This is a genomic window from Pseudomonas sp. AOB-7 (assembly GCF_003696305.1).
Lineage (GTDB): Bacteria > Pseudomonadota > Gammaproteobacteria > Pseudomonadales > Pseudomonadaceae > Aquipseudomonas.
The window spans coordinates 294073-317460 of sequence record NZ_RFFK01000004.1; the positions used below are offsets into that span (position 1 = coordinate 294073).

The 23388-nt window shown below is 65.9% G+C and carries 16 protein-coding genes and 2 pseudogenes; 9 read left to right on the forward strand and 9 right to left on the reverse strand.

Going from position 1 to position 23388, the window contains the following annotated elements:
• Positions 1 to 64 precede the first annotated feature (64 nt).
• From EA796_RS10260 to recQ, 3 genes are all read right to left on the reverse strand, one after another.
• Positions 65 to 496: a MarR family transcriptional regulator gene (locus EA796_RS10260; protein ID WP_021442248.1), complete on the reverse strand. Its 432-nt coding sequence runs from the start codon at positions 494 to 496 to the stop codon at positions 65 to 67.
• Between the two features lie 136 nt (positions 497 to 632).
• On the reverse strand, positions 633 to 1793 hold the full coding sequence (locus EA796_RS10265) for a diguanylate cyclase (protein ID WP_021442247.1): 1161 nt from the start codon (positions 1791 to 1793) through the stop codon (positions 633 to 635).
• A 79-nt stretch (positions 1794 to 1872) separates the two neighbouring features.
• Complete coding sequence (gene recQ / locus EA796_RS10270; RefSeq protein ID WP_122108542.1) at positions 1873 to 4002, reverse strand: DNA helicase RecQ; 2130 nt, start codon at positions 4000 to 4002, stop codon at positions 1873 to 1875.
• A 166-nt stretch (positions 4003 to 4168) separates the two neighbouring features.
• Here recQ and EA796_RS10275 point away from each other — a divergent pair, with 166 nt between their 5' ends.
• The 4 genes from EA796_RS10275 (at position 4169) to lapD (ending at position 7993) form a co-directional block, all read left to right on the forward strand.
• Complete coding sequence (locus EA796_RS10275; RefSeq protein WP_021442245.1) at positions 4169 to 4756, forward strand: YecA family protein; 588 nt, start codon at positions 4169 to 4171, stop codon at positions 4754 to 4756.
• Positions 4757 to 4807: 51 nt separating this feature from the next.
• Positions 4808 to 5206, forward strand: coding sequence for a YbaN family protein (locus tag EA796_RS10280; RefSeq protein WP_021442244.1), 399 nt, complete (start codon positions 4808 to 4810; stop codon positions 5204 to 5206).
• 147 nt (positions 5207 to 5353) lie between these two features.
• Entirely contained in the window at positions 5354 to 6037 is a 684-nt protein-coding gene (lapG, locus tag EA796_RS10285) for a cysteine protease LapG (protein ID WP_021442243.1), read from the forward strand.
• A 12-nt stretch (positions 6038 to 6049) separates the two neighbouring features.
• Entirely contained in the window at positions 6050 to 7993 is a 1944-nt protein-coding gene (gene lapD, locus EA796_RS10290) for a cyclic di-GMP receptor LapD (protein WP_122108543.1), read from the forward strand.
• Positions 7994 to 8107: 114 nt separating this feature from the next.
• On the opposite strand, the gene EA796_RS10295 is transcribed toward lapD, so the two are convergent.
• Both EA796_RS10295 and EA796_RS10300 read right to left on the reverse strand, forming a co-directional pair.
• On the reverse strand, positions 8108 to 8449 hold the full coding sequence (locus EA796_RS10295) for a hypothetical protein (protein WP_021442241.1): 342 nt from the start codon (positions 8447 to 8449) through the stop codon (positions 8108 to 8110).
• A gap of 98 nt (positions 8450 to 8547) precedes the next feature.
• Positions 8548 to 11934: a retention module-containing protein gene (locus EA796_RS10300; protein ID WP_122108544.1), complete on the reverse strand. Its 3387-nt coding sequence runs from the start codon at positions 11932 to 11934 to the stop codon at positions 8548 to 8550.
• A 443-nt stretch (positions 11935 to 12377) separates the two neighbouring features.
• Between EA796_RS10300 and EA796_RS10305 the strand changes: the two genes are divergently transcribed.
• Genes EA796_RS10305 through EA796_RS10315 form a run of 3 tightly spaced genes read left to right on the forward strand, consistent with a single transcriptional unit; the run spans position 12378 to position 17278 of the window.
• Entirely contained in the window at positions 12378 to 13733 is a 1356-nt protein-coding gene (locus EA796_RS10305; RefSeq protein ID WP_122108545.1) for a TolC family outer membrane protein, read from the forward strand.
• 32 nt (positions 13734 to 13765) lie between these two features.
• Positions 13766 to 15916 (forward strand): type I secretion system permease/ATPase, encoded by a 2151-nt coding sequence (locus EA796_RS10310; RefSeq protein WP_122108546.1) that lies wholly within the window; start codon positions 13766 to 13768, stop codon positions 15914 to 15916.
• Between the two features lie 9 nt (positions 15917 to 15925).
• Positions 15926 to 17278 carry an HlyD family type I secretion periplasmic adaptor subunit gene (locus EA796_RS10315; protein WP_021442109.1) on the forward strand — a complete coding sequence of 451 codons (1353 nt, stop codon included), beginning with the start codon at positions 15926 to 15928 and terminating at the stop codon, positions 17276 to 17278.
• 136 nt (positions 17279 to 17414) lie between these two features.
• Here the strand turns inward: EA796_RS10315 and EA796_RS10320 are convergent, their stop codons facing one another.
• The 4 genes and pseudogenes from EA796_RS10320 to EA796_RS10330 form a co-directional block, all read right to left on the reverse strand.
• Positions 17415 to 18023, reverse strand: a complete 609-nt coding sequence (locus EA796_RS10320) for a tRNA-uridine aminocarboxypropyltransferase (RefSeq protein ID WP_122108547.1) — start codon at positions 18021 to 18023, stop codon at positions 17415 to 17417.
• A 175-nt stretch (positions 18024 to 18198) separates the two neighbouring features.
• Positions 18199 to 19182, reverse strand: a pseudogene (locus EA796_RS23690) (methyl-accepting chemotaxis protein); the annotation flags it as partial.
• A gap of 303 nt (positions 19183 to 19485) precedes the next feature.
• Positions 19486 to 19764: pseudogene (locus EA796_RS23695) on the reverse strand (PAS domain-containing protein); the annotation flags it as partial.
• Positions 19765 to 19884: 120 nt separating this feature from the next.
• The gene (locus tag EA796_RS10330) at positions 19885 to 20778 is read right to left on the reverse strand and encodes a LysR family transcriptional regulator (protein ID WP_122108656.1); all 894 of its coding nucleotides are present in this window, start codon (positions 20776 to 20778) and stop codon (positions 19885 to 19887) included.
• 172 nt (positions 20779 to 20950) lie between these two features.
• Here EA796_RS10330 and speB point away from each other — a divergent pair, with 172 nt between their 5' ends.
• The gene (gene speB, locus EA796_RS10335; protein WP_021442114.1) at positions 20951 to 21910 is read left to right on the forward strand and encodes an agmatinase; all 960 of its coding nucleotides are present in this window, start codon (positions 20951 to 20953) and stop codon (positions 21908 to 21910) included.
• Positions 21911 to 21988: 78 nt separating this feature from the next.
• Positions 21989 to 23383 (forward strand): YjiH family protein, encoded by a 1395-nt coding sequence (locus tag EA796_RS10340; RefSeq protein WP_122108549.1) that lies wholly within the window; start codon positions 21989 to 21991, stop codon positions 23381 to 23383.
• The last annotated feature ends 5 nt before the right edge of the window (positions 23384 to 23388 follow it).

Consider the following 23388-nt stretch of genomic DNA (forward strand, 5'->3'; position numbering starts at 1 on the left):
TCAAAAATCAGGCAAAAACGACTATCGACCGCAACACAGCCGAAAAATTGACACTAACGGAGCACTACTTAAGCAGGTTGCCCAGCACCCGGGCATGCACCTGCTGGCAGCGGCGCAGGTCCTCTTCGTCGATGCCAGCGAAGACCTCCTGGCGCAGCTGGGTGGAAATCGCCTCGATCTTCTCGATCAGCGGCTGCGCCTTGGGCTGCAGGGCGATCTTCTTGGCCCGGCGATCCTCGGGCACCGCGACGCGGGTCACCAGCCCCTGGGCCTCCAGGCTGTCGAGCAGGCGCGCCAGGGTCGGCCCTTCCACGCCGACGCTCTGCGCCAGCTCGCGCTGGGTCGGCATCTCGGTGAAACGGGCCAGGTGCAACAGCACCAGCCAGCGCGCCTGGGACAGGCCGAGGCCGACCAGACGACGGTCGAGTTCGGAGCGCCAGGCGCGGGATAATTGAGCGACTTGCATGGCGAAGCGGTGTTGATCGGGGTAAGACATGGGGGAGCGGGCTCGTACAAAGGTCAAAAACTAATTATTAGCTAGCTAGCCATAACCGCGAGCGCAGGGCAAGCCCGGATTGTGGCCGAGCGTTTCAGAATGCGACTGAAATGCGGCCACGAGTCTCGGCCGCGGATCAGGCCACCACCTGATTGCGGCCGAAGGCCTTGGCCTCGTAGAGCGCGCGGTCGGCATGCTCATAGAGCTGGTTCAGCTCGCCGCCGACGCTGGGACTGAGGCAGGCGATGCCGATGGACATGCTCAGCATACTGGCGCTGTCCGAACCCTGATGGGCGATATTCAGCTCCACCAGCGCCAGGCGCAGCGCCTCGGCACGGCGCTTGGCCTCCTCGGCGCCGATGTCGAACAACAGCAGGGCGAATTCCTCGCCGCCCAGGCGCACGCCCATGTCCAGCGGACGCCGCGCGGCCTGCTCGATCAGGGCGCCGACGCGCTGCAGCGCGGTGTCGCCGGCCTGATGGCCGTAGTGGTCGTTGTAGGCCTTGAAGTGGTCGATATCGCACAGCAGCAGTGCCAGTGACTGTCCATCGCGCTGCGCCTGACGCCACAGGCGCTCGAACTGGCGGTTGAAGCTGCGCCGGTTGTGCAGACCGGTGAGACTGTCGCGGTCGGCCAGCAGGCGCATCAGCCGGCTGATGAGAAAGTACTCGCGCGATTTGTATTCGAGCAGATAGCAGCCCACCGCCCCGATCAGGTTGCCGAACAGCAGGAACAGCACGTTGTTGATCAACCGCGGTAGCGGCAGGCCGGCCAGCCACTCGGCGCCGATGTAGACCAGCAGTACCGCCAAGGCACAACCGAGCGCCTCGCTCAGACGCAGGCCGACCAGAAAATACGCCGCCATGCTCACCAGCAGCAGCCCCTCGTACGGGTAGCTGGGGTCGGCGTGGTGGGCGATGCCAACGATCACCGCAGCACCAATGCCCAGGGCGAGGATGCAGGTCATGCTCAGCGGTAATAGCAGACGGATGTGGCGGCGCTGAAGGATCAGGGCGGCGCAGGCCACCAGAATGACCAGCACCAGCACGCGCACGGCCAGAATCCAACCCAAATGGGGCGGCTGCACCAGCATCAGGTCCAGCACGCTGAGCGCCAGCCAGATGACCATCGCCGTGCTCAGCGCGATGCGCTTGAGCTCGAAGCTCTCGTCCAGCAAATGGCTGCGGTATTCGCGCTCCAGTACGCGGGAAAAACGCAGCCAGCGGAACCCCAGGCTGAGCTGGTCGGCATAGGGGCTGGGGCGGACGTCGTCGAGCCAGGCGTGATAGCTGGGCACCGTTACCTCGTCTGTTGGCGGCTTGCCCCACACCTTAGCCGTGTCATCGAGTTGCCGCCAGAATCACGACAATCGTGCGTCAGACCTCGAACTCGGCCTGCAGCGCGGCGCGTACGCAGTAGAGCACCGCCTCCTCGACCCGCCCGGCGAACAGCGGGGCGATCTCGCTCACCGCCGGCAGCTCGCCCTCGCCGTCGAGGAAGGCCTCCTGGATCTCGCCGAGCAGCTCTTCCGGCAGATCCAGCGCCTGCTCCAGCGACAGCTGCTGCTGGCCGATGGCCTCGGCCAGCAGGCTGTAGACGTTCTTCTCGCTGCAGCCGAGTTGGCCGGCGATCTGCGTCGGGGTCATGCCGGCGCGGGCCAGGCTGACCAACTCATGACGCAGGTCGGCCACCGGCGCCGGCGCCTCCTGCGCGGCGCCGCCCAGCACTTCGAGGAAGGCCTGGCCATAGCGTTCCAGCTTGCGTGCGCCGACGCCGCTGACCTGGGCCATCTCGCTCAGCGAGCCGGGCTGGCTGCGCAGCATCTCCAGCAAGGTGGCGTCGGGGAAGATCACATAAGGCGGCACGCTGTGCTCCTCGGCCAGTTTGCGCCGCAAGCTGCGCAGCGCCTCCCACATCTCCCGTTCGTGACTGCGCACCAACTGGCTAGCGGCGCTGCTGGAGGCCTTGGCGGTCTGCGCCGGCTTGGGTTCGCGGCGCAGCTGCAAACCGACCTCGCCGCGCAACAGCGGCCTGCAGGCCTCGCTCAGACGCAGGCCACCGAAGCCCTCCAGGTCGACGTCGGCCAGGCCGCGGGCGACCAGCTGGCGGAACAGGGTGCGCCACTCGACCTCGGAGAGCGCCTTGCCGACGCCGAATACCGTCAGGTGCTGGTGGCCGACGGCGCGGATCTTGTCGTTGTCGCGGCCGAGCAGGATGTCCACCAGATGACCGACGCCGTAACGCTGACCGCTGCGGTAGATGGCCGACAGCGCCTGGCGCGCCGGCTCGGTGGCGTCCCAGGTCTCGACGCCGTCGATGCAGTTGTCGCAATGGCCGCAGGGCTGCGCCAGTTCCTCGTCGAAATAGCCCAGCAGCACCTGGCGGCGGCAGCGGGTTTCCTCGCACAGGGCGAGCATGGCGTCGAGCTTGTGCTGCTCGATGCGCTTGTGGCGATCGTCGCCCTCGGAGTTGTTGAGCATCTGCTTGAGGAAGATCACGTCCTGCAGGCCGTAGGCCATCCAGGCATCGGCGGGCAGACCGTCGCGGCCGGCGCGGCCGGTTTCCTGGTAGTAGGCCTCCAGCGACTTGGGCAGGTCGAGGTGGCAGACGAAGCGCACGTTGGGCTTGTCGATGCCCATGCCGAAGGCGATGGTCGCCACCATGATCAAGCCTTCCTCGTTGAGAAAGCGCTTCTGGTGATAGGCGCGCAACTCGTTGGGCAGGCCGGCGTGATAGGGCAGCGCCGGAAAGCCCTGGCTGCTGAGAAAATCGGCGACCTCCTCGACCTTCTTGCGCGACAGGCAGTAGACGATGCCGGCATCGCCCTTGCGCGCGGCGAGAAAGCCGAGCAGCTGCTTGCGCGGCTGATCCTTGGGCAGGATGCGGTAGAAGATGTTCGGCCGGTCGAAGCTCGACAGAAAGCGCTCGGCGTTCTGCAGGTGCAGGCGCTGGACGATTTCCTCGCGGGTGCGCTTGTCCGCGGTGGCGGTCAGGGCGATGCGCGGCACCTGCGGGAACAGCTCGGCGAGCTGGCCGAGCTGCAGGTACTCGGGGCGGAAATCGTGGCCCCATTGCGACACGCAGTGCGCCTCGTCGATAGCGAACAGGGCGATCTCCAGGCCCTGCAGGAAGCTCAGCATGCGCGGCTGCACCAGGCGCTCGGGCGCCAGGTAGAGCATCTTGATCTCGCCACGGCGGATGCGCTCGGCGATCTCGCGCTGCTCGTCATTGCTCAGCGTGGAGTTCAGCGCCACCGCGGCCACGCCCAGCTCGTCGAGGGTGGCGACCTGATCGTCCATCAGCGCGATCAGCGGCGAGACGATCACCGCCAGGCCGTCGCGCAACAGCCCCGGCACCTGGTAGCACAGCGACTTGCCACCGCCGGTGGGCATCAGCACCAGGGCATCGCCGCCGCCGGCCACGCGCTCGATGATCGCGGCCTGATTGCCGCGGAAGGCGTCGTAACCGAATACGTCTTTGAGGATGCGCTGGGCGTGGTCGAGCATGAAGGCCTCCGAATCGAGCCGCGCATTATGCCGCAGGATTGCCGGCAACAGGGCGCCAGCCTGTCCGAAGCCGGGCTTTTGCCCTCGCCAGGCCCCGCCGCTATGGCCGCTGGGGCGGCGGTGGACTAGAATCCAGCCTCGTTTACTCCTTCAAGGTAGCCCCACGATGTCCTTCGCCGAGCAACTGTCCCGCCTGCAAGCCTTTCTCGATGCCGATGAGCTGCACGAAGAGGCGTTGGACTACGTGGCCGCCCATGGCTACCTGACCGCCCTGGCGATCTGCCCGGACCAGGTGCCCGAGCGCGAGTGGATCGACGCCCTGTTCGCCGAACCGCCGCACTACCGCAGCGAGGCCGAGCGCGAGGAGATCGAGAACACCCTGATCCACCTCAAGGCGCATATCGCCCGCCAGCTGGCCGGCGAGGAAGAGCCGGAGCTGCCCTGCGAGCTGGACCTGGGCGAGGACCCGGACGACTCCGACCTGCGCGGCTGGTGCATCGGCTTCATGGAAGGCGTGTTCCTGCGCGAGGCGGTGTGGTTCGAGGACGCCGAAGACGAGGTCAGCGAGCTGCTGCTGCCGATCATGGTCGGTTCCGGTCTGTTCGACGAGCAAGCGGAGTTCGCCGAGATCGCCCGCGACCGCGACCTGGTGGACAGCATGATCGACCAGATTCCCGAGCTGCTCACCGCACTCTTCCTGCTGTGCCAGGCGCCGGAGGAAAAACCCGCGCTGCTCAAGCCCCGCCAGCACTGATCCCGTGGGCCGGGGCCAGGCGCCCCGGCCGGCGTCCGTCCGGGCCCGAAGATGCCTCGTGAAATCCAGGAAAGCCGTCACCGCGGCGTTCGCTACCTGCTGCTGGCACTGGGCTGGCTGTGCGTGGCGCTGGGGGTGATCGGCATCTTCCTGCCGGTGCTGCCGACCACCCCCTTCCTGCTGCTGGCCGCCGCCTGTTTCGTGCGCAGCTCGCGGCGCTTCTACATCTGGCTGGTCACCCACCCACACCTGGGGCCCTGGATTCGCGACTACCTCGACGGCCAGGGCATTCCGCTCAAGGGCAAGGTCTACGCGCTGGCGCTGATGTGGGCGAGCATCGCCCTGTCCTGCTACCTGGTGCCCCTGCCCTGGGCACGCGCCTTCATGCTCACCAGCGCGGTGCTGGTCAGCCTGTATATCCTCAAGCAGAAGACCCTGCCCAATCCCTGACGCAAGGCTGTTCTCACGCCCCCTGTGCCCCGGCGTAGCCAGGATGCAATCCGGCAGCCCCCGGCAGTCACAATTTCATCCCGTTCACGGGGCAAATCGCCAGCGCGTCGCCTAGACTTCAGCCGATCGAAGCGGAGATGCAGCCCCATGCGGCCACGGCAGCGCATTCAGGGATGGCAACGGCGTCTGCTGATCCTTTGGGTCGGCGGCGGGCTGCTGGCCGGCCTGGCCCTGGCCAATTGGGACTTCGCCCTGGTTCTGCGCAACGCCGAGAGCCGCTACGGCAGCCTCGGCGCCGCCAAGCAGCGCATCCTCGACTGGGACGCGCTGATCAAGAGCAGCGCCACGCTGTCCGAGGCGGACAAGCTCGGCGAGGTCAACCGCTTCTTCAACCGCACCATCCGCTTCACCGACGACATCCGCCTGTGGCAGCAGAACGACTACTGGGCCACCCCCGTCGAGATGCTGGTCAAGGGCGCCGGCGATTGCGAGGACTACTCCATCGCCAAGTACTTCACCCTGCGCCGCCTCGGCATTCCCAGCGAGAAGCTGCGCATCACCTACGTCAAGGCGCTGAACTACAACCAGGCGCACATGGTACTGACCTACTACGCCAGCCCCACCGCCGAGCCGCTGGTGCTGGACAACCTGATCAACGACATCCGCCCTGCCTCGCAGCGCAAGGACCTGCTGCCGGTCTACGCCTTCAACGCCGAAGGCCTCTACCTCGCCGGTTCCAATACCCGCAAGAGCGACACCAAGAAGCTCTCGCGCTGGCAGGACATCCTGAAAAAAATGCGTGCGGAGGGCTTCGCCATCGGCGATGGCTAGGAGGAAAGATCCATGTCCCTACTCAAGCAGCTGTTTCTCGCCATCTGCCTGTTCCTGGTGGTGGCCTTCACCGGCAGCTTCATCGCCGGGGTGGAGAGCTCGCGCGAACAGCTGATCAGCCAGCTGCGCTCGCACGCCCAGGACGCCGCCACGGCGCTGGGCCTGTCGATGACGCCGCACGTGGACGACCCGGCGATGATCGAGCTGATGGTCAGCTCGATCTTCGACAGCGGCTACTTCGCCAGCATCCGCGTGGTACGCATCGCCGACGGCAGCCTGGTGGTGGAACGGCGCACCACGGTCACCCCGGAGAACGTGCCGCGCTGGTTCGTCGAGCTGGTCGACCTGCGCCCGCAGGGCGGCGACGCTCTGATCATGCGCGGCTGGGAACAGGCCGCGCGGGTCGAGGTGCTCAGCCATCCTCAGTTCGCCCTGGCCAAGCTGTGGGACAGCGCGCTGGGCAGCCTGCTCTGGCTGCTGTTGTGCGGCCTGGTCAGCGCGGTGCTCGGCGGCTGGCTGCTGCGCACCCAGCTGCGCCCGCTGGACAACATGGTGCAGCAGGCGCAGGCCATCACCCGCCGCGAGTTCCTCACCCTGCCCCGCGTGCCGCGCACCCCGGAACTCAAGCGCGTGGTGCTGGCGATGAACCAGATGGTCGACAAACTCAAGACGCTGTTCGCCGAAGAAGCCGCGCGCAGCGAGAAGCTGCGCGAGGAAGCCTACCAGGACAGCCTCACCGGCCTGGCCAACCGCCGCCAGTTCGACATCCGTCTGAGCAATCAGCTGGTGGTCAGCGAGCAGCACGCCGACGGCTACCTGCTGCTGCTGCGAGTCAACGACCTCGGCGGCCTCAACCAGCGTCTCGGCGGCCAGCGCACCGACGCCCTGATCGGCGCCCTCGGCGAGCTGCTCAAGCGCCTGCTGGAGGCTCCGGGGCGCAGCGAGTGGCTGGCCGCGCGCAGCCGGGGCGGCGAATTCACCCTGCTCGCCCCGGGTCTGAGCGGCGAGGACGCCGACCAGTTGGCCATCGAACTCAGCCAGGGCCTGGACAACCTGCGCCAGACCGGTGCCAGCGATTGCGATCCGGTCGCCCATATCGGCGTCGCCGCGTTTCGCCCAGGCGAGGAACCAGGCGCGGTGATCGGCCGCGCCGACCAGGCGCTGGCCCAGGCGCAGAGCAATGCGGACAAATGCTGGGAACGCCTCGACGACTTCACCGCGCAGAGCGGCCAGGGCCTGCACGACTGGCGCAGCTGGATCGACGATGCGCTGAACAGGGGCAAGCTGCAGCTGTATTTCCAGCCGGTGGCCGAGTGCGCCGCGCGCGAGCGTCTGCTGCAACGCAAGGTGCTGGCGCGCCTGCTCGACCCGCAGGGCGAGGCCATCGCCGCCGGACGCTTCCTGCCCTGGATCGAGCGCCTGGGCTGGGCCGCGCGCTTCGACCTGGCGATGCTCGAACACAGCTTCGCCCACCTGGCGCAGCACCCCGAGCCGCTGGCCCTGAGCCTGTCCGCCGCGACCCTGCGCGATGCGTCGAGCAAGGCCAAGATGCTGGCCATGCTCAAGAGCCACCCCGAAGCGGCGCAGCTGATGACCCTGGAGGTGGACGAGCGTCACCTGCCACCGCCGGCAGAGCTGGAAGCCCTGAGCCAGAGCGTTCGCGAGGCCGGCTTCAGCCTGGGCCTGCAGCATTTCGGCGGCCGCTTCAGCCTGATCGGCAACCTCACCCACCTCGGCCTGGCCTACCTGAAGATCGACGGCACCTACATCCGCGCCATCGACCAGGAAAGCGACAAGCGCCTGTTCATCGAGGCGATCTTCCGCGCCACCAACAGCATCGATTTGCCGCTGATCGCCGAGATGGTGGAAACCGAGGGGGAATTGCGCGTGCTCGAGGAACTCGGCGTGCATGGCGCCATGGGTCGCCTGATCGGTGCGCCGGCGCCCTGGCAGTAGGCGCCCAGGCTATCCGCCAGTGCCTGGCGGCGACGGCACGGGCTCACGGCCCGGATGCAGTCCGGAAAGCTCAGCGGGACTCCCCGATATTCCCGGATTGCGTCCAGGCCAGGCTCACACCAGGTTGTGTTCGTCGTCGCCGAGCAGGCCGCTCAGGCCTTCGATCTCGGCCCGCGCGATGGCACGCTGGTCGAGCTTCTGCCGCGCCGCTTCGGGCAGGTCGGTGTAGCGGATCACACCGCGCTCGACCAGCACGCTGACCACGTCTTCCAGCACGCGCACCAACTCCAGATCGGACTGCTTGAGGCTATCCAGACGCGCCCTGACCTCTTCCTTGGCCGCCAACCAGGCCTGCAGCTCATCGCTCTCGACCGCCAGGTTTTCCGTCATTCCCGCGAAGGGCTCGTATTCGACCCGCAGCAACCGCCCCGCGGCGTCGCGCTGTACATAGACCATCGGTGCCTCCGGCAAACGCCCATAAAAAAGCCCGCTGCCCGAAAGGGGTAGCGGGCTTACTCTAGTTGAGAGCTCGGCCTGGGGAAACTCCCAACAGGTCAAACCACCAACTGGTTGCTGTCGAGCATACCCTGGATGATATCCGCCGCATTGCCGCCGGACAGGATAGTGTTCTCCAGCGTGATGGTCTGATCGATGGTCGAAGCGTCCGCCACGTTGCCGGTGCTGGAGACACTGATCACCGTATCGGTGGCGGTAAAGCTGAAGCTCAGATAATCGTCCAGTACGTTGGCATCGCTGGGATCGCTCACCCCAACCAGCAGCTCCGACAAGTTCAGCACGTTGTCGCCAACCCCGAAGTCTTTGACGATATCGTGGTAGTTGCCGCCGCGATCCCCCGCATTCCACACGAATGTGTCATTGCCACCGCCGCCGGTGAGGATGTCGTTGCCAACACCGCCGATCAGAATGTCGTCACCCTCGCCACCGAGCAGGGTGTCATGGCCACCATTGCCGACCAGCACCACGCCATTGTCCGTATCGATGCCATCGGAGGCGGCAGATACCACATCGTCAGGATCGAGCATGCTGATCGTCAGGTGATCGTCGAGCGAGGCGGAGTCGCCATCACCATCGGTCACCGCAAGGTCGAAGTTCAGCGTCAGGTCCTCGATCGTGGTCAGCTGATCGTAGGTGATGTGGTTGATATTGAAGCCCGCCGCCCCCCCGACATGATCGACACGCAGGCTATCAAACTCATTGGCGACATAGATGGTGTAGGTGGCCAGCGCACCTCCCGAAGCAGGTGTGAAGGACCAGGTTCCTGCGAGATCCCCATCCACCACCACACTGATGCGGACATCGCCCGCCGGCTTGCCTATCGATAGGTTCTGCTGTCCCGCCAAAGCGGTATTGAAATCGAAGGCGACACCATCGAGGGCCACCATCAGGACGGCAATCGAGTTGCCGGCGCCAGTCCACTGCTGCGTGGTGAAGCTCACGAAGCTCTGGCTCTTCTGGAAATCGAGCTGTATCCACTCGCCGTTGGTGATCTGCGGATTGGAGATCCCGATACCGTTCTGCGAGGCATTGACCTTGTCCGAACCCCGGATAGTGAGAGATTGGTCAGCCGTGGCAACTTGGCCAGTGGGACCAAAGGCGGAGAAGTCCTCCCCGCTTACCGTCGTCGAGGAAATGATGGTATTGGAGATCAGATCGAAGCTATAGGTGCCATCGGGGTTGATCGTCAGGGTAAAGAAAGGACTCCCCTCCGGATCGCTCAGGCTGCTGAAGGCGCGTAACACCACGCTACCATCCCCTCCCGCTGAAACGGCATTGGTCGTCGTTGTGTAGTAGAAGCTGAACAGCACCTCGTTGGCGCCATTAGTCACCTCCACCTCGGTGACCCCATCCTCAGCGGTCGGCGCCTGGACGAAACTCACCTGTTGACCGGCGTAGCTACCACTCAAAGCCAGCGCCACCGACAGGAAGTCCAGACCATCGGCGCCAAAGTTGGCACTGTACTGTCCAGTGAAGGCGGACGTCACCGCACTGGAAAGCACCGCGTCCATGATCGAGTAGAACTGCGGACCGTCGTCGCGGAACACCAGCGAACCGCTCAGGTCCAGGCTGGCGCTGGCACTGTCGCCATCGGCGTCGCTGATGGTCGCGCCCAGGCTCAGGCTGCCCGCCGCCGGGCTGATCGGCTCGTTCGGATCGGCCGTCGGATGCACCACCGCCCGCACCTGATCCAGGGTCACCGTGCTACCGGCCAGCGTCACGCTGAACGCCACCGGACCGCCCACGCCGCCTACCCGGCCTTCCACGCCGGTCGCGGTGTTGAACAGGAAGATGCCCTGCCCGGTGGCGGTGTCCACCAGGCCGCTGTCGGTGCCGTTCACCGTGCTGACGCTGTAGACCAGGCTGCCTGCCCCGTCGGCGCCAAACGCGCCGTTGAAGGCACCGGAAATGTCGGTGCTGGCATTCACCGCCAGGTTGGTTTCATCCACCACCAGGCTGGTGTTCGCACCAGTCACCACACCAATCGACGGACCGTCGTCGCGAGCAATCAGGAGCCCCCCAAGATCAAGGGAGGCAGAGGCTGAATCACCATCGCCATCTGTCGCGGTAGCGACCAGCTGAATCAATCCACCCGCCAAGGTGACAGCTTCATTCGTGTCATTCGGATCGTCATGACGCAGAGCCCGCAGTTGATCCCAAGTCACGTTGCCGTCATCGGCAACCGAGATGCGGAAAGCGACCATACCGGCATCGCCACCCACCCAGCCTTCCACGACATTACCGTTAAGGTGAAGCTCAACTCCCTGCCCGGTCAACGTGTCGATCAACCCGCTGTCCAGCCTCAGGACATTCAAGCTGAAGGCCACCACCCCACCGTCCGCACCGAGATTGAACTCGAAGGCGGAGGCAAAACTGCCCTGATCGTTCACCGACAGGTCGCTCTCATCGACCACCAGTGCATTCAACTCGCGATCAGCCAGGCTGACGCTGGGAGAGTCATCGCTGACCAACACGTCCAGCGACACGGTCGGCGAAACATCGCCATCGAGGTCGAACATCCGCACCAGGAAACTCTCACCTACCTGGTCGGCGCTACCGGTGCCGTTGGGATCGTCATGATCCAGGGTGTTGCCGGTCAGGGTGTAGACCCAGTTGCCCGCCGCGTCGACGGTCAAAATGCCGTACTTGCCCTGTACCTCACCGCCATTGGTGACATCGATCCAGTTGCCGTTCACGTCCTGAATCTGCACGGAGGAGATTCCGTCCGGCGAGTTGATGACCAGACGCCCCGAGGCTTGCTCGGCCGGGCTGGATGGATTGCTGCCGTCAGCCAGGGCGGCTTCGTCGACCAGCGCCGGGCCGGTGGTCACCTCGCCAACGAAGTTCTGGTATTCGACATCGATGCCGGGAATGAAATTGGGCGTCTCCGGAGTCGGCTCGAGATCCGCACGCACCTCAGGCTCAGGATCGGGAAATTCGGGACCACCCGAGAATCCGGCCGTCGGGAAACCGATCACCGGATCGAGCGCGCCGCCGACTTCGCCGAGCAGCACGAAGGAGTGACCACCACCGACGCCGCCTGCACCGCCACCGCCGGCCCCCGGGCCGGCTGCGGTGGCTTCGCCTTCGAGGGTCGGGTCGACGCCGGCCTCGATCGCCGCCTGCAGTTGCTCGACGTCGGTCAGGTCACTGTCGCTGGGAACGGGCGGCGTACCTGCCGCGGGGGTCTGTGAGGGGGAACTGGCGGCAAGCATCTGCTCATTGAGTGACAAACTACTGTCGCGCCCCAGGGTCAGTTGCTGGCCGTTGCTCAGGGTTACCGCGATAGCACCGGTGGCGCCGGTCACCAGTTGCTCGCCCGCATAGACCCGGTCGCCCTCGCTTAGCAGCCGGCGCGAACCATCGCTCGCTACCGCAAACACTTCACCGACGACCTGACTAACGACACCGATTAGAGTGGCCATGATTCCATCCTCACTACAGCTGCCGACCACCGCCGGCACGTATTGCCAAAAGAGCCAGGCCACCTTTTCGAACGTGAGGAGAGAAAAAACAGCTGATTGAAATTGAACGGCGCAAAATCCCAGAAACGCTAGCGACAAAAAAATGTCACTACAACCTGCGTCGAACTACTCCACCAGATGAATCCCCGCCCTTGGGTGCTTGACTGCCTGTTTTAGTCGCGTACGCCATAGCAAGGCGCGAAGAACGCGGCTTCTGGAGCCAAACAATGTGCTGCTTTTCACGGAATTCATAAGAATTTTTCCTCATAAGCCTTGTGAAAAAATCTTCTTATCCTCTCCAAAAGTTGTTCTTAGCTGTGATGTTACAAGCCTGAAACGGTTTTACAGGCAAAAAAGCCATTTTTCTGGCGACAGGATAAGAACACCAGCAAGGAGAAATGCCCATGCGCACCTTCAACCCCCTGTGGAGTGCCATGCTATTGGCGGCTATCTGCAGCCAAGCGCAAGCCATGAACCTGACGGAAGCGATCCAGCGCACCCTGGATAGCCATCCGGAGATTCATGCCGCCGCCAACAGTCGCCTTTCGTCGGATGAGGATGTGAAGATCGCCAAGGGCGGCTACTTGCCAACCGTCGACCTGCTGGTCGGCTACGGTCGCGAGCAGACCGACAGTCCCACCACCCGCGCGCTGGGCGACCACAACAAGGAAACCCTGACTTACAACGATGCCGAACTGCGTCTGCGGCAGATGCTGTTCGACGGCTTCAACACCCCCAACGAGGTGGCTCGCACCGAGTCGGTGGTCAACTCCCGCGCCTATCGCCTGCTCGGCACGTCCGAGAGCCTGGCCCTGCGCACGGTCGAGGTATACCTGGACGTGCTGATGCGCCGCGAGATGGTCGAGCTGGCCCGCAACAACCTGCAGGCCCACCAGCGCATCCACGACCAGATCGGCCTGCGCAGCCAGCAGGGCGTCGGTAGCACCGCCGACCTCGATCAGTCGGAGGCCCGCCTGGCACTGGCGCAGAACAACCTCTATACCGAACAGGTCAACCTGGCCGACGCCGAGGCCAACTTCTTCAGCGCCGTCGGCCGCCTACCCGATCAGCTCGAATCGCCCGCCACCATCCGCGGCAACATGCCGGCCGACCTGCTGGCCGCGCGGCAGACGGTGATGGACAACAACCCCTTCCTGAAGTCGGCGCAGGCCGACGTGCAGGCCGCCGAGAAGCAGTACGAAGTGGCCAAGGCGCCCTTCTACCCGCGTCTCGACCTGGAGCTGGCGACCAACGCCGGCGACAACATCCAGGGCGACGAGGGCCACAATAAGGGCTGGCGTGCCGCCGTGGTGATGAACTACAACCTGTTCAACGGCATGCGCGACAAGGCCCGCCTGCAGGGGGCCGCGCACCAGATCAACGAGTCCATGGACATTCGCAACAACGCCCTGCGGGTGCTCAACGAGAACCTCTCGCTGGCCTGGAACGCCATGGAAAACGCCCGCCTGCAAACGCCCAAGGCCCGCGACTACGCGGACTACACGGCGCGGGTGCGCGAGGCCTACCAGCAGCAGTTCAGCCTGGGCCAACGCACCCTGCTCGACCTGCTCGACAGCGAGAACGAACTGTTCACCGCCAACCGCCGCTACAGCGAGGTGCGCTTCGCCGAGGAGTTCTCGATGTACCGGGTGATTGCCGCAATGGGTGATCTGCTGCGTCAGCAACAGGTCGTAGTCCCGGCAGAAGCTGTAGCCCTCACCGAGGTGAAGAGCGAGGCGCGCTTGCCGGAAATGAAGTAGTCCCGGCTTGGGAGTAGTAGAACTTGACCACCATGGAACGGCCAGGGCCTGCCAGCGATCCGCGGCTCAGCCACGACGATCCGCTGCTCGACGGCCTGTTGATCCTCTGCCGGCTGCACGGCTGCTCAGTCAGCCGCGGCAGCCTGAGCGCCGGCCTGCCCCTGCCCGAGCAGCGCCTGACCGCCGACCTGCTGCCGCGCGCCGCCGCGCGTGCCGGGCTGCAGGGTCGCCTGCTGTTTCGCGACCTGGCCAGCATCTCCGCACTCAACCTGCCGGTGCTGCTGCTGCTCAAGGATGGCCGCAGCGCCGTGCTGCGCCAATGGGGAGCGAACGACCAGGCGCAGATCCTGCCGTGCGAGGCCGACGGCGGCGAACAGTGGGTCGGGCGCGAGCAACTGGCCGCCGAGTACAGCGGCCAGGCCTTCTTCGCCCGCCCGCGGCATGAACTGGAGGAGGCACGCACGCCGCTGGTGCCGCGCCTCGAAGCCTGGTTCCGCGATACCCTCAAGCTGTCGCGCTGGCTCTACGCCGATGCGCTGCTGGCCAGCCTGCTAATCAACCTGCTGGGCCTGATGGTGCCGCTGTTCGTCATGCAGACCTACGACCGCGTGGTGCCCAACCAGGCCACCGCCACACTCTGGGTGCTGGCCGTCGGTCTGCTGATCGGCACCGGCTTCGAGATGCTGCTCAAGGTGCTGCGCGCGCACCTGCTCGACACCGCCGGCAAGAAGACCGACGTGGTGCTCTCGGCCACCCTGTTCGAGCGCATCACCGGCATGGCGATGAAGGCCCGCCCGGCCAGCATCGGCGGCTTCGCCCAGAGCATCCACGACTTCCAGGGCCTGCGCGACTTCCTCACCGCGGTGACCCTGACCAGCCTGATCGACCTGCCCTTCTCCTTCCTGATGATCCTGGTGATCTGGCTGATCGGCGGCTGGCTGGTGCTGATCCCGCTGCTAGCCTTCCCGCTCACCGCGCTGTTCGCCTTCATCATCCAGATGCGCCTGCGCGACACCGTGGAGAAGAGCCTGCAACTGGCCTCGCAGCGCCAGGCGTTGCTGATCGAGACCCTCGGCGGCCTGGAGACCCTCAAGGCCTGCGGCGCCGAGAGCGAACGCCAGCACCAGTGGGAAAAGACCCACGGCGCCCTCACCCGCCTGGACAGCCACGCACGCTTCCTCTCGGCGCTGGCCACCAACGGCACCCTGTTCCTCCAGCAGTTCGCCGGCATGGCCACCATAGTCGCCGGGGTCTACGCGATCATCGCCGGCAACCTCAGCGTCGGCGCACTGGTCGCCTGCTACATGCTCGGCAGCCGCATCCTCGCCCCGCTGGGGCAGATCGCCGGGCTGATCACCCGCTACCAGCAGGCGCGCCTGACCATGACCAGCACCGACGCGCTGATGGCCCTGCCGCAGGAGCGCCAGGACAAGCAGCGGCCGCTGGAGCGTACCCAGCTCAAGGGCGCCCTGGACATCCGCCAGGTCAGCTTCCGCTACCCGGGGCAGAGCGCCCCGGCGCTGAGCAACGTCAGCCTGCACCTGGCCGCCGGCGAACACCTCGGCATCATCGGCCGCAGCGGCTCGGGCAAGAGCACCCTGGCGCGCCTGATCATGGCCTTCTACAGCGCCGACGAGGGGCAGATCCTGCTGGACAACCTCGACCTGCGCCAGCTCGACGTCGCCGACCTGCGCCACCAGATCGGCTACGTCGCCCACGACCTGCCGCTGCTGGCCGGCAGCCTGCGCGACAACCTGACCCTCGGTGCACGCTACGTCAGTGACGCGCGCATGCTCGAAGTGGCCGAACTGACCGGGGTGATCGACCTGGCCCGGCAGCACCCGCAAGGCTTCGACCGCCCGGTGGGCGAGCGCGGCCAGCTGCTCTCCGGCGGCCAGCGCCAGGCCGTGCTGCTGGCCCGCGCGCTGCTGCTCGACCCGCCGATCCTGGTGCTCGACGAACCCACCAGCGCCATGGACAACACCAGCGAGGACCTGCTGCGCCAGCGTCTGCACAAATGGGTGCAGGGCAAGACCCTGATCCTCATCACCCACCGCGCTTCGATGCTCAGCCTGGTCGACCGCCTGGCCGTGCTGGACAACGGCCACGTGGTCGCCGACGGGCCGAAGGACGCGGTGATCGAAGCACTGCGCAAGGGCCGCGTCGGCCCCTCGCCGAGCTAGGAGGCGAGCATGGAACACAGCCTGCGCGACTATTTCGGCAGCCTGCGCCAGCGGCGCCAGGACACCGAGTTCATGCCCGAGGTGGAAGGCGCCATCCTCGAGGATTCGCCCTGGCTGACCCGCGCCACCGTCTGGGCGGTCAGCGCCTGCCTGCTCGCCGCGCTGCTCTGGGCGCATTTCGCGGTGCTCGAGGAGGTCACCACCGGCGAGGGCAAGGCGATTCCCTCGAGCAAGGTGCAGGTGATCCAGAACCTCGAAGGCGGCATCGTCAGCGAGATCTTCGTGCGCGAGGGCCAGGTGGTGAACAAGGGCGACGTGCTGCTGCGCCTGGACGACACCCGCTTCCTCTCCAACCGCGGCGAGACCGAAGCCGATCGCCTGGCGCTGATCGCCCGCCTCGAACGCCTCAGCGCCGAGGCCGAGGGCCGCGAACCGCAGCTGCCCGAGGAGATCACCCGCGACGCGCCGCAGCTGGCCGAAGACCAGCTGGCGCTGTACCACTCGCGCCAGCAGCGCCTGAAAAGCGAGCAGCGCACCCTCGGCGAACAGCTGCGGCAGAAGGAGCAGGAGCTGGCCGAATTCCGCTCCAAGGCCCAGCAGTACCGTTCCAGCCTCGGCCTGCTGCAGCAGGAGCTGAACATGTCGCAGCCGCTGGTAGCCTCCGGGGCGATTTCCGAGGTCGAGGTGCTGCGTCTGCGCCGCAGCGTAGTCGAGGTGCGCGGCTCGCTGGAGGCGACCAACCTGGCCATTCCCCGCGCCGAGGCGGCGATGAGCGAGATCAGGAGCAAGATGGAGGAGTCCGAGCTGAGCTTCCGCGCCGAGGCGTTCAAGGAGCTCAACGAGCTGCGCACCGAACTGCAGAAGATCACCGCCACCAGCGTCGCCATCCAGGACAAGGTCACTCGCACTACCGTCGTGTCGCCGGTGCGCGGGGTGATCAAGCAGCTCAAGGTCAACACCATCGGCGGCGTGGTGCAGCCGGGCAACGACATGCTGGAGATCGTGCCGCTGGACGACAGCCTGCTGATCGAGGCCAAGGTGCGCCCGCAGGACGTGGCCTTCCTGCATCCCGGGCAGAAGGCCATGGTCAAGTTCAGCGCCTACGACTACACCATCTACGGCGGGCTCAAGGCCAACCTTGAGCTGATCAGCGCCGACACCATCACCGACGAGGAAGGCAACAGCTTCTACCTGATCCAGGTGCGCACCGACAAAAGCCACCTGGGCAGCGAGGACAATCCGCTGCTGATCATCCCCGGCATGGTTGCCACGGTGGACATCATCACCGGCGAGAAGAGCGTGCTGGCCTACCTGCTCAAGCCGGTGCTCAAGGCCCGCTCCGAGGCCATGCGCGAACGTTGATCGAACACCCCGCAAGAGCCGGGGGGACGCCCAGTCATTGCCGGCGATGCCTTGCGATTTCCGGGATCGTGACGTATCGCTGGCAAGCCCGCTCTTGCAGGCAGCGAGTGCCTGCTGGGTTCCCGCCACGCAACGCCTACGACTGGCGGCCGCCCTGCCCGTGATTGCGGCGAAAGGTCTCCTCGCCCATCGCCGCGATCTGCCCCTCGATCAGCGCTTCGAACGGCCGCAGCAGCGCCGCGAAACTGCACGGAGCCTCCAGCACATCCAGCGCCGTGGCAATCGCCTCGATGGTCGACAGCGCCCCCTCGGCCGGCGCCTTGCGCAGGCGGTAGCGCGATTGCGCCCCGGCCGGCAGGGCGACCCGCGGCAAGCTCGCCAGCGCCGGGTTCAGGTGCAGCAGCTTGCGCGCCTTGCGCCAGGTGCCATCGGGCACCACCAGCAACAGCGGCAGCTCGCCCTGCGTTTGGGCGGTCAGTTCGACGGCCTCCTCGCCAGGGAACAGCAGGCAGGCGCGGTAGCCCGGTTGCGCCAGGAGCTGCGGCAATTCTCCGAAGGTCTCGCCCACCCGCAGCTCGGCGTTGCGCAGGCCCAGGGCGGCCAGCCGCGCGGTATTCAGGGCGTGCGCGGTTTCGCTGGGGTGCTGCAGGATCAGCAGGCGGGTGCGGCTATCGAGTGCGGGGATCAGCACACACAGGCAATGGCCGAGCGGGCGCAGGCAGCGGGGGCAGGTCGGACGAGGCATGCCGCGCAGTGTGCCACGAAGCGCGGCGCCAGGCAGCACAGGCGCCTAGCCCGGATGCAATTCGGGGAAGAGTCGGCGGGTTGCACCCGGGCTACCAGACGCCGACTCCGGCAGGCGGGCCCGGGGTGGACAGCGCTTCGCGGTTTTCCACCCCAGGGCATCGCCCAATCCCGCTTCAGCGGTTGAAACGCTCCGCCAGGCTGTGCAGGTAGTCGGCCATCTGTTCCAACTCGCGGCTGATTTCCGCGCCCTGGTGCGCCTGCCCGGCACTGTGGTCGGAGAGCTGGGCAATGCGGGTGATCTGCCGGCTGATGTCCTCGGCGACATGGCTCTGCTGCTCGGACGCCGCCGCCATCTGCTGGCTCATGCCGGTGATGCGCGTCACCGCCGCGCTGATGCCTTCCAGCGCATCGCGTACCGACTCCACGCTCTGCATGCTGCCGCGCGAGATGTCCTCGCCCTTGCCGGCGGTGACCACCGCGCGCTCGGCGCCGGCGCGCAGGTCGGCGATGATCTGGTGGATCTGCTCGGTGGACTGGCGGGTGCGCGAAGCCAGCGAGCGCACCTCGTCGGCCACCACGGCGAAGCCCCTGCCCTGCTCGCCGGCGCGCGCCGCCTCGATGGCGGCGTTGAGCGCCAGCAGGTTGGTCTGCTCGGCGATCGAGGTGATCACGTCGGCGACGCTGCCGATGGACTGGGTGGAGTTGGCCAGCTCGTTGACCGCCTGGCCGATATCGGTCACCGCCTGGGCCATGTGGCGCATGGCGTCCAGGCTGCCGACCGCCAGTTGGCGCCCTTCCTTGGCCAGGCGGTCGGCCTCCTCGGCGGCGTGCGAGGTGCTCTGCACGTTGTGCGTCACCTCCTGGATGGTCGCCGCCATCTGGTTGATGGCGGTGGCCGACTGGTCCGTCTCGGCGCGCTGCTGGTCGAGCAGCGCGGCGCCGGAGCGCGACAGCTCGGCGGACTGCGCGGCGCGCTTCTTGACGTTGACCCCGGCATCCTCCAGGCGCGTCAAGGCGGTCTGCAGGCGCGCCTCCTCGCTGATCATGGCCATGTCCAGCAACGCCTGGGCGCCGCGGTTGTCGCTGTAGGTCAGCGCCACCAGAGCGCTGGTGAAGGCCTTGGGGTGTTCGTCCAGGGTGCGGCGGATCAGCTGGCGGGTGCGGTACAGCTGGTAGGAGCCCAGGGCGAACAGGGCGGCGAGGATAAAGCCCAGCAGCCAAGGCCCGCTGAGCAGCCAGTGCGCGCCGAGAATCAGCAGGCCGGCGAGGATCAGCGGCCAGGAGCGCAGCAGGTCGTAGGTCCAGGATTCCAGCTTGGGCACCGGCGGCTTGCCGGCGCGCAGCCGCGCGTAGAGCGCCTCGGCACGGCGCTTCTGCGCCTCGCTCGGCAGCGAGCGCACCGACTCGTAGCCGGCCATGCGGCCGTTCTCGTAGATTGGCGTGACATAGGCGCTGACCCAGTAGAAATCGCCGTTTTTCGCACGGTTCTTGACGATGCCCATCCAGGGCTTGCCCTGCTTGATGGTGTCCCACATATGGCCGAACACCCCCGGTGGCATGTCCGGGTGACGCACCAGGTTGTGCGGCTGGCCGATCAGTTCCTCGCGGGTGAAGCCGCTGATCTCGACGAAGGCATCGTTGCAGTAGGTGATCTTGCTGTTGAGGTCGGTGGTGGAGATCAGGCGTTCGTCGGCGGGAAAGGTCCTTTCCCGCTGGGTGATCGGCAGATTCTGGCGCATCGAGGCATCCCTGTTCGAGTCGTGGGGGTGGAACAGAACTGTGATTAAGTACTAGCACAGGGCAATCACGGCGCCAGGCGCCGCCATTGAGCATGGCAAAGATAATCGGGCGACCCTGTTTCAGGTCTGGTTCAATTGCGTCTTGAGCAGGTCGCGGAAGGTCTGGATCAGCGGCTCGCGCGAGCGGCCGCGGCGCAGGATCAGCGAGAACGGCGCCTGGTAGCCGAAGGTGGTGGGCAGCAGCACCCTGAGCCGCTGTTGCTCGACCCAGGGCTGCGCGTAATGCTCCGGCAGGTAGCCGATATAGGCGCCGGACAGCACCAGGATCAGCTGCGCCTCCATCGACTCCACCGTCGCCGCGCTGTGTTTGAAGCCGTGCCGCGCCAGCTCCGCCTGGCTCCAGTAGCCGCGGCCGACCATGCGCTGCTGGGTGATCACCTCGGCGGGGATGCGCCGCTGCTCGTACAGCGAATGCCGCTCGCTGCAGTACAGCCAGTGCTGCTCGCGGTACAGCGGCTGATAGACCATGCCGTTCATCCGCGTGGAGAAGGCGCCGATGGCCAGGTCCAGGCGGTTGTCGAGCACCGCCAGCTGCAGCTCGTAGGGGCTCATCACCGACAGGTGCAGGTGCACGCCCGGATGTTCCTGGCTGTAGGCGCCGATCACCTCGGCCAACGGCAGCGCCGGATCGCTCACCGTGGAATCCAGCACGCCGAGATTGAGGGTACCGCGCAACTCGCCCTTGAGCGCGGCGGAGTAGCGTTCGAAGCCCTCCAGCTCGCCGAGCAGGCGCAGGGTTTCTTGATGGAACAGCTCGCCCTTGCTGGTCAGGCTGAAACCGCCGCGGCCGCGGTGGCAGAGCACCAGGCCGAGTTGCGTCTCCAGCTGGCTCATATAGGTGCTGATGGCCGAGGTGGACAGGTTCAGCTCCTGCTGCGCGGCGGCGAAGCCCTGGTGACGCACCACGCAGGCGAAGATGCGCAGCAGCTTGAGATCGGGCAGTTGGCTGGTCATGGTGTTCTCGTCGGCGGTGGAGCAGTGGTGCGCGCGCACCACTGTATCCCGTCGCCTCTTAGTTTAGAAATCTCTGAACTAAGTTTTTGCCCCTGCCGATTTTTCCCGGGGCGGCGCTGACCAAGAATCCGCCCAACGATTCCTACAACCACAACAACCGTGAGGCCTTCCCATGGACAAGGTTTTTCATCAGCCCCTGGGCGGCAACGAAATGCCCCGTTTCGGCGGCATCGCCACCATGATGCGCCTGCCGCATATCCAGAAGATCGAAGAGAAACGTGAGCTCGACGTCGCCTTTGTCGGCGTGCCGCTGGACATCGGCACCTCGCTGCGCTCCGGCACCCGCTTCGGCCCGCGCGAGATTCGCGCCCAGTCGGTGATGATCCGCCCCTACAACATGGCCACCGGTGCCGCCCCCTTCGATTCGCTGAACGTGGCCGATATCGGCGACGTGGCGATCAACACCTTCAACATGGCCGAAGCCGTGCGCATCATCGAGGAGTCCTACGACGAGATCCTCGAGTACGGCATCAAGCCGCTGACCCTGGGCGGCGACCACACCATCACCCTGCCGATCCTGCGCGCCATCCACAAGAAGCACGGCAAGGTCGGCCTGGTGCATATCGACGCCCACGCCGATGTGAACGATGAGATGTTCGGCGAGAAGATCGCCCACGGCACCACCTTCCGCCGCGCCGTCGAGGAAGGCCTGCTGGACTGCGACCGCGTGGTGCAGATCGGCCTGCGCGCCCAGGGCTACACCGCCGAGGACTTCAACTGGAGCCGCAAGCAGGGCTTTCGCGTGGTGCAGGCCGAGGAGTGCTGGCACAAGTCGCTGGAGCCCTTGATGGCCGAGGTGCGCGAGAAGGTCGGCGGCGGCCCGGTGTACCTGAGTTTCGACATCGATGGCATCGACCCGGCCTGGGCGCCCGGCACCGGCACCCCGGAAATCGGCGGGCTGACCACCATCCAGGCGATGGAGATCATCCGCGGCTGCCAGGGTCTGGACCTGGTCGGCGGCGACCTGGTGGAGGTCTCCCCACCCTACGACACCACCGGCAACACCTCGCTGCTCGGCGCCAACCTGCTCTACGAAATGCTGTGTGTGCTTCCGGGGGTTCAGCGCCGCTGACCGCCAGCTTTTATTGCTCCGTCCGGGTGCCCCGCGAGGCGCCCGGTACATCCTTACAACAACAACTAGGGTGCCCAGATGAATCGTGAAGAAGCCATGCCACTGCTGGACGACCAGCCACCGGCCGATACCTCCTACAACCTGCGTCAGCTGCTGATCTTCCTGATCCCCTCGCTGCTCGGCGTGCTGCTGTTCCTCACGCCCATCGTATACGAGGAAAAGGTCACCATCGGCCTGGGCGTGATGGCCGATGCGCTGAAGGCCGGCTTGAGCGACTGGTTGCCGGCCATCGCCACCGGCCTGCTGCTGTTCTCCGCCGCCGTCGGCCTGTTCGCCAGCCTGCTCAAGCCCAAGTGGCTCACCGAGCGCCACTCCCTCAACGAGATGTTCAATCTTAGCCCGCTATGGCTCGGCCTGCGCGTGCTCGGCGCGCTGTTCGCGGCCATGACCTTCTGGCAGTTCGGCCCGGAATGGATCTGGAACGCCAACACCGGCGGCGTGGTGCTGAAAGACCTGGCCCCGGTACTGATCACCTTCTTCCTGGTGGCCGGGCTGATCCTGCCGCTGCTCACCGACTACGGCCTGATGGAGTTCTGCGGCACCCTGGTGCGCAATGTGTTCCGCAAGGTCTTCGGCCTGCCCGGGCGCTCGGCCATCGACGCCATCGCCAGCTGGCTCGGTTCCGGCACGGTCGGCGTGCTGATCACCGCCCAGCAGTACCAGAAGGGCTTCTACAGCGCGCGGGAAGCGGCGGTGATCGCCACCAACTTCTCCATCGCCTCGATCGCCTTCAGCCTGCTGATCACCAGCTTCATGAAGCTCGACCACCTGTTCGTGCCCTTCTACCTCACCGTGGTGGTCGCCGGCCTGGCCGCCGCCATCATCACCCCGCGCATCCCGCCGCTGTCGTGGAAGAAGGACGAGTACATGCCAGGCGTCGGCAAGCAGATCAAGGAAGACGTGCCAGCCGGCACCTCGCTGCTGCGCTGGGGCCTGGTTCAGGCGGTCAAACGCGCCAACGCCAACCCCTCGCCGGCGCAGATGATCAAAGTCGGCGTGCACAACGTGGTGGACATCTGGCTCGGCCTGCTGCCGCTGGTGATGGCCATCGGCACGGTATCCCTGGCGATTGCCGAGTTCACCCCGATCTTCAACTGGCTGTCCGCGCCCATCGTGCCGCTGCTCGAGCTGCTGCAACTGCCGGAAGCCGCCAAGGCCGCGCCGGCCATGCTGGTGGGTTTCGCCGACATGTTCCTGCCGGCGGTGCTGGGCAAGGGCATCGAGAGCGAACTGACCCGCTTCGTGGTGGCCTGCGTGTCGCTGACCCAGCTGATCTACATGTCCGAAGTCGGCGTGCTGATCATCAAGGCCAAGCTGCCGCTGAACATCCTCGAGCTGTTCATGATCTTCATCATCCGTACCCTGATCACCCTGCCGATCATCGCGCTGATGGCGCACTGGATAGTCGGTTAACAGTC

Bases quoted from the DNA above. Each gene is read 5' to 3' on its own strand.
- recQ (WP_122108542.1), bottom strand. From the start codon at position 4,002: ATGCTCGACCACGCCCAGCGCATCCTCAAAGACGTATTCGGTTACGAC.
- EA796_RS10315 (WP_021442109.1), top strand. From the start codon at position 15,926: ATGGAACACAGCCTGCGCGACTATTTCGGCAGCCTGCGCCAGCGGCGC.
- EA796_RS10320 (WP_122108547.1), bottom strand. From the start codon at position 18,023: ATGCCTCGTCCGACCTGCCCCCGCTGCCTGCGCCCGCTCGGCCATTGC.
- EA796_RS10295 (WP_021442241.1), bottom strand. From the start codon at position 8,449: ATGGTCTATGTACAGCGCGACGCCGCGGGGCGGTTGCTGCGGGTCGAA.
- EA796_RS10305 (WP_122108545.1), top strand. From the start codon at position 12,378: ATGCGCACCTTCAACCCCCTGTGGAGTGCCATGCTATTGGCGGCTATC.
- EA796_RS10260 (WP_021442248.1), bottom strand. From the start codon at position 496: ATGTCTTACCCCGATCAACACCGCTTCGCCATGCAAGTCGCTCAATTA.
- EA796_RS10330 (WP_122108656.1), bottom strand. From the start codon at position 20,778: ATGACCAGCCAACTGCCCGATCTCAAGCTGCTGCGCATCTTCGCCTGC.
- speB (WP_021442114.1), top strand. From the start codon at position 20,951: ATGGACAAGGTTTTTCATCAGCCCCTGGGCGGCAACGAAATGCCCCGT.
- EA796_RS10310 (WP_122108546.1), top strand. From the start codon at position 13,766: ATGGAACGGCCAGGGCCTGCCAGCGATCCGCGGCTCAGCCACGACGAT.
- lapD (WP_122108543.1), top strand. From the start codon at position 6,050: ATGTCCCTACTCAAGCAGCTGTTTCTCGCCATCTGCCTGTTCCTGGTG.
- EA796_RS10300 (WP_122108544.1), bottom strand. From the start codon at position 11,934: ATGGCCACTCTAATCGGTGTCGTTAGTCAGGTCGTCGGTGAAGTGTTT.
- EA796_RS10280 (WP_021442244.1), top strand. From the start codon at position 4,808: ATGCCTCGTGAAATCCAGGAAAGCCGTCACCGCGGCGTTCGCTACCTG.
- lapG (WP_021442243.1), top strand. From the start codon at position 5,354: ATGCGGCCACGGCAGCGCATTCAGGGATGGCAACGGCGTCTGCTGATC.
- EA796_RS10275 (WP_021442245.1), top strand. From the start codon at position 4,169: ATGTCCTTCGCCGAGCAACTGTCCCGCCTGCAAGCCTTTCTCGATGCC.
- EA796_RS10340 (WP_122108549.1), top strand. From the start codon at position 21,989: ATGAATCGTGAAGAAGCCATGCCACTGCTGGACGACCAGCCACCGGCC.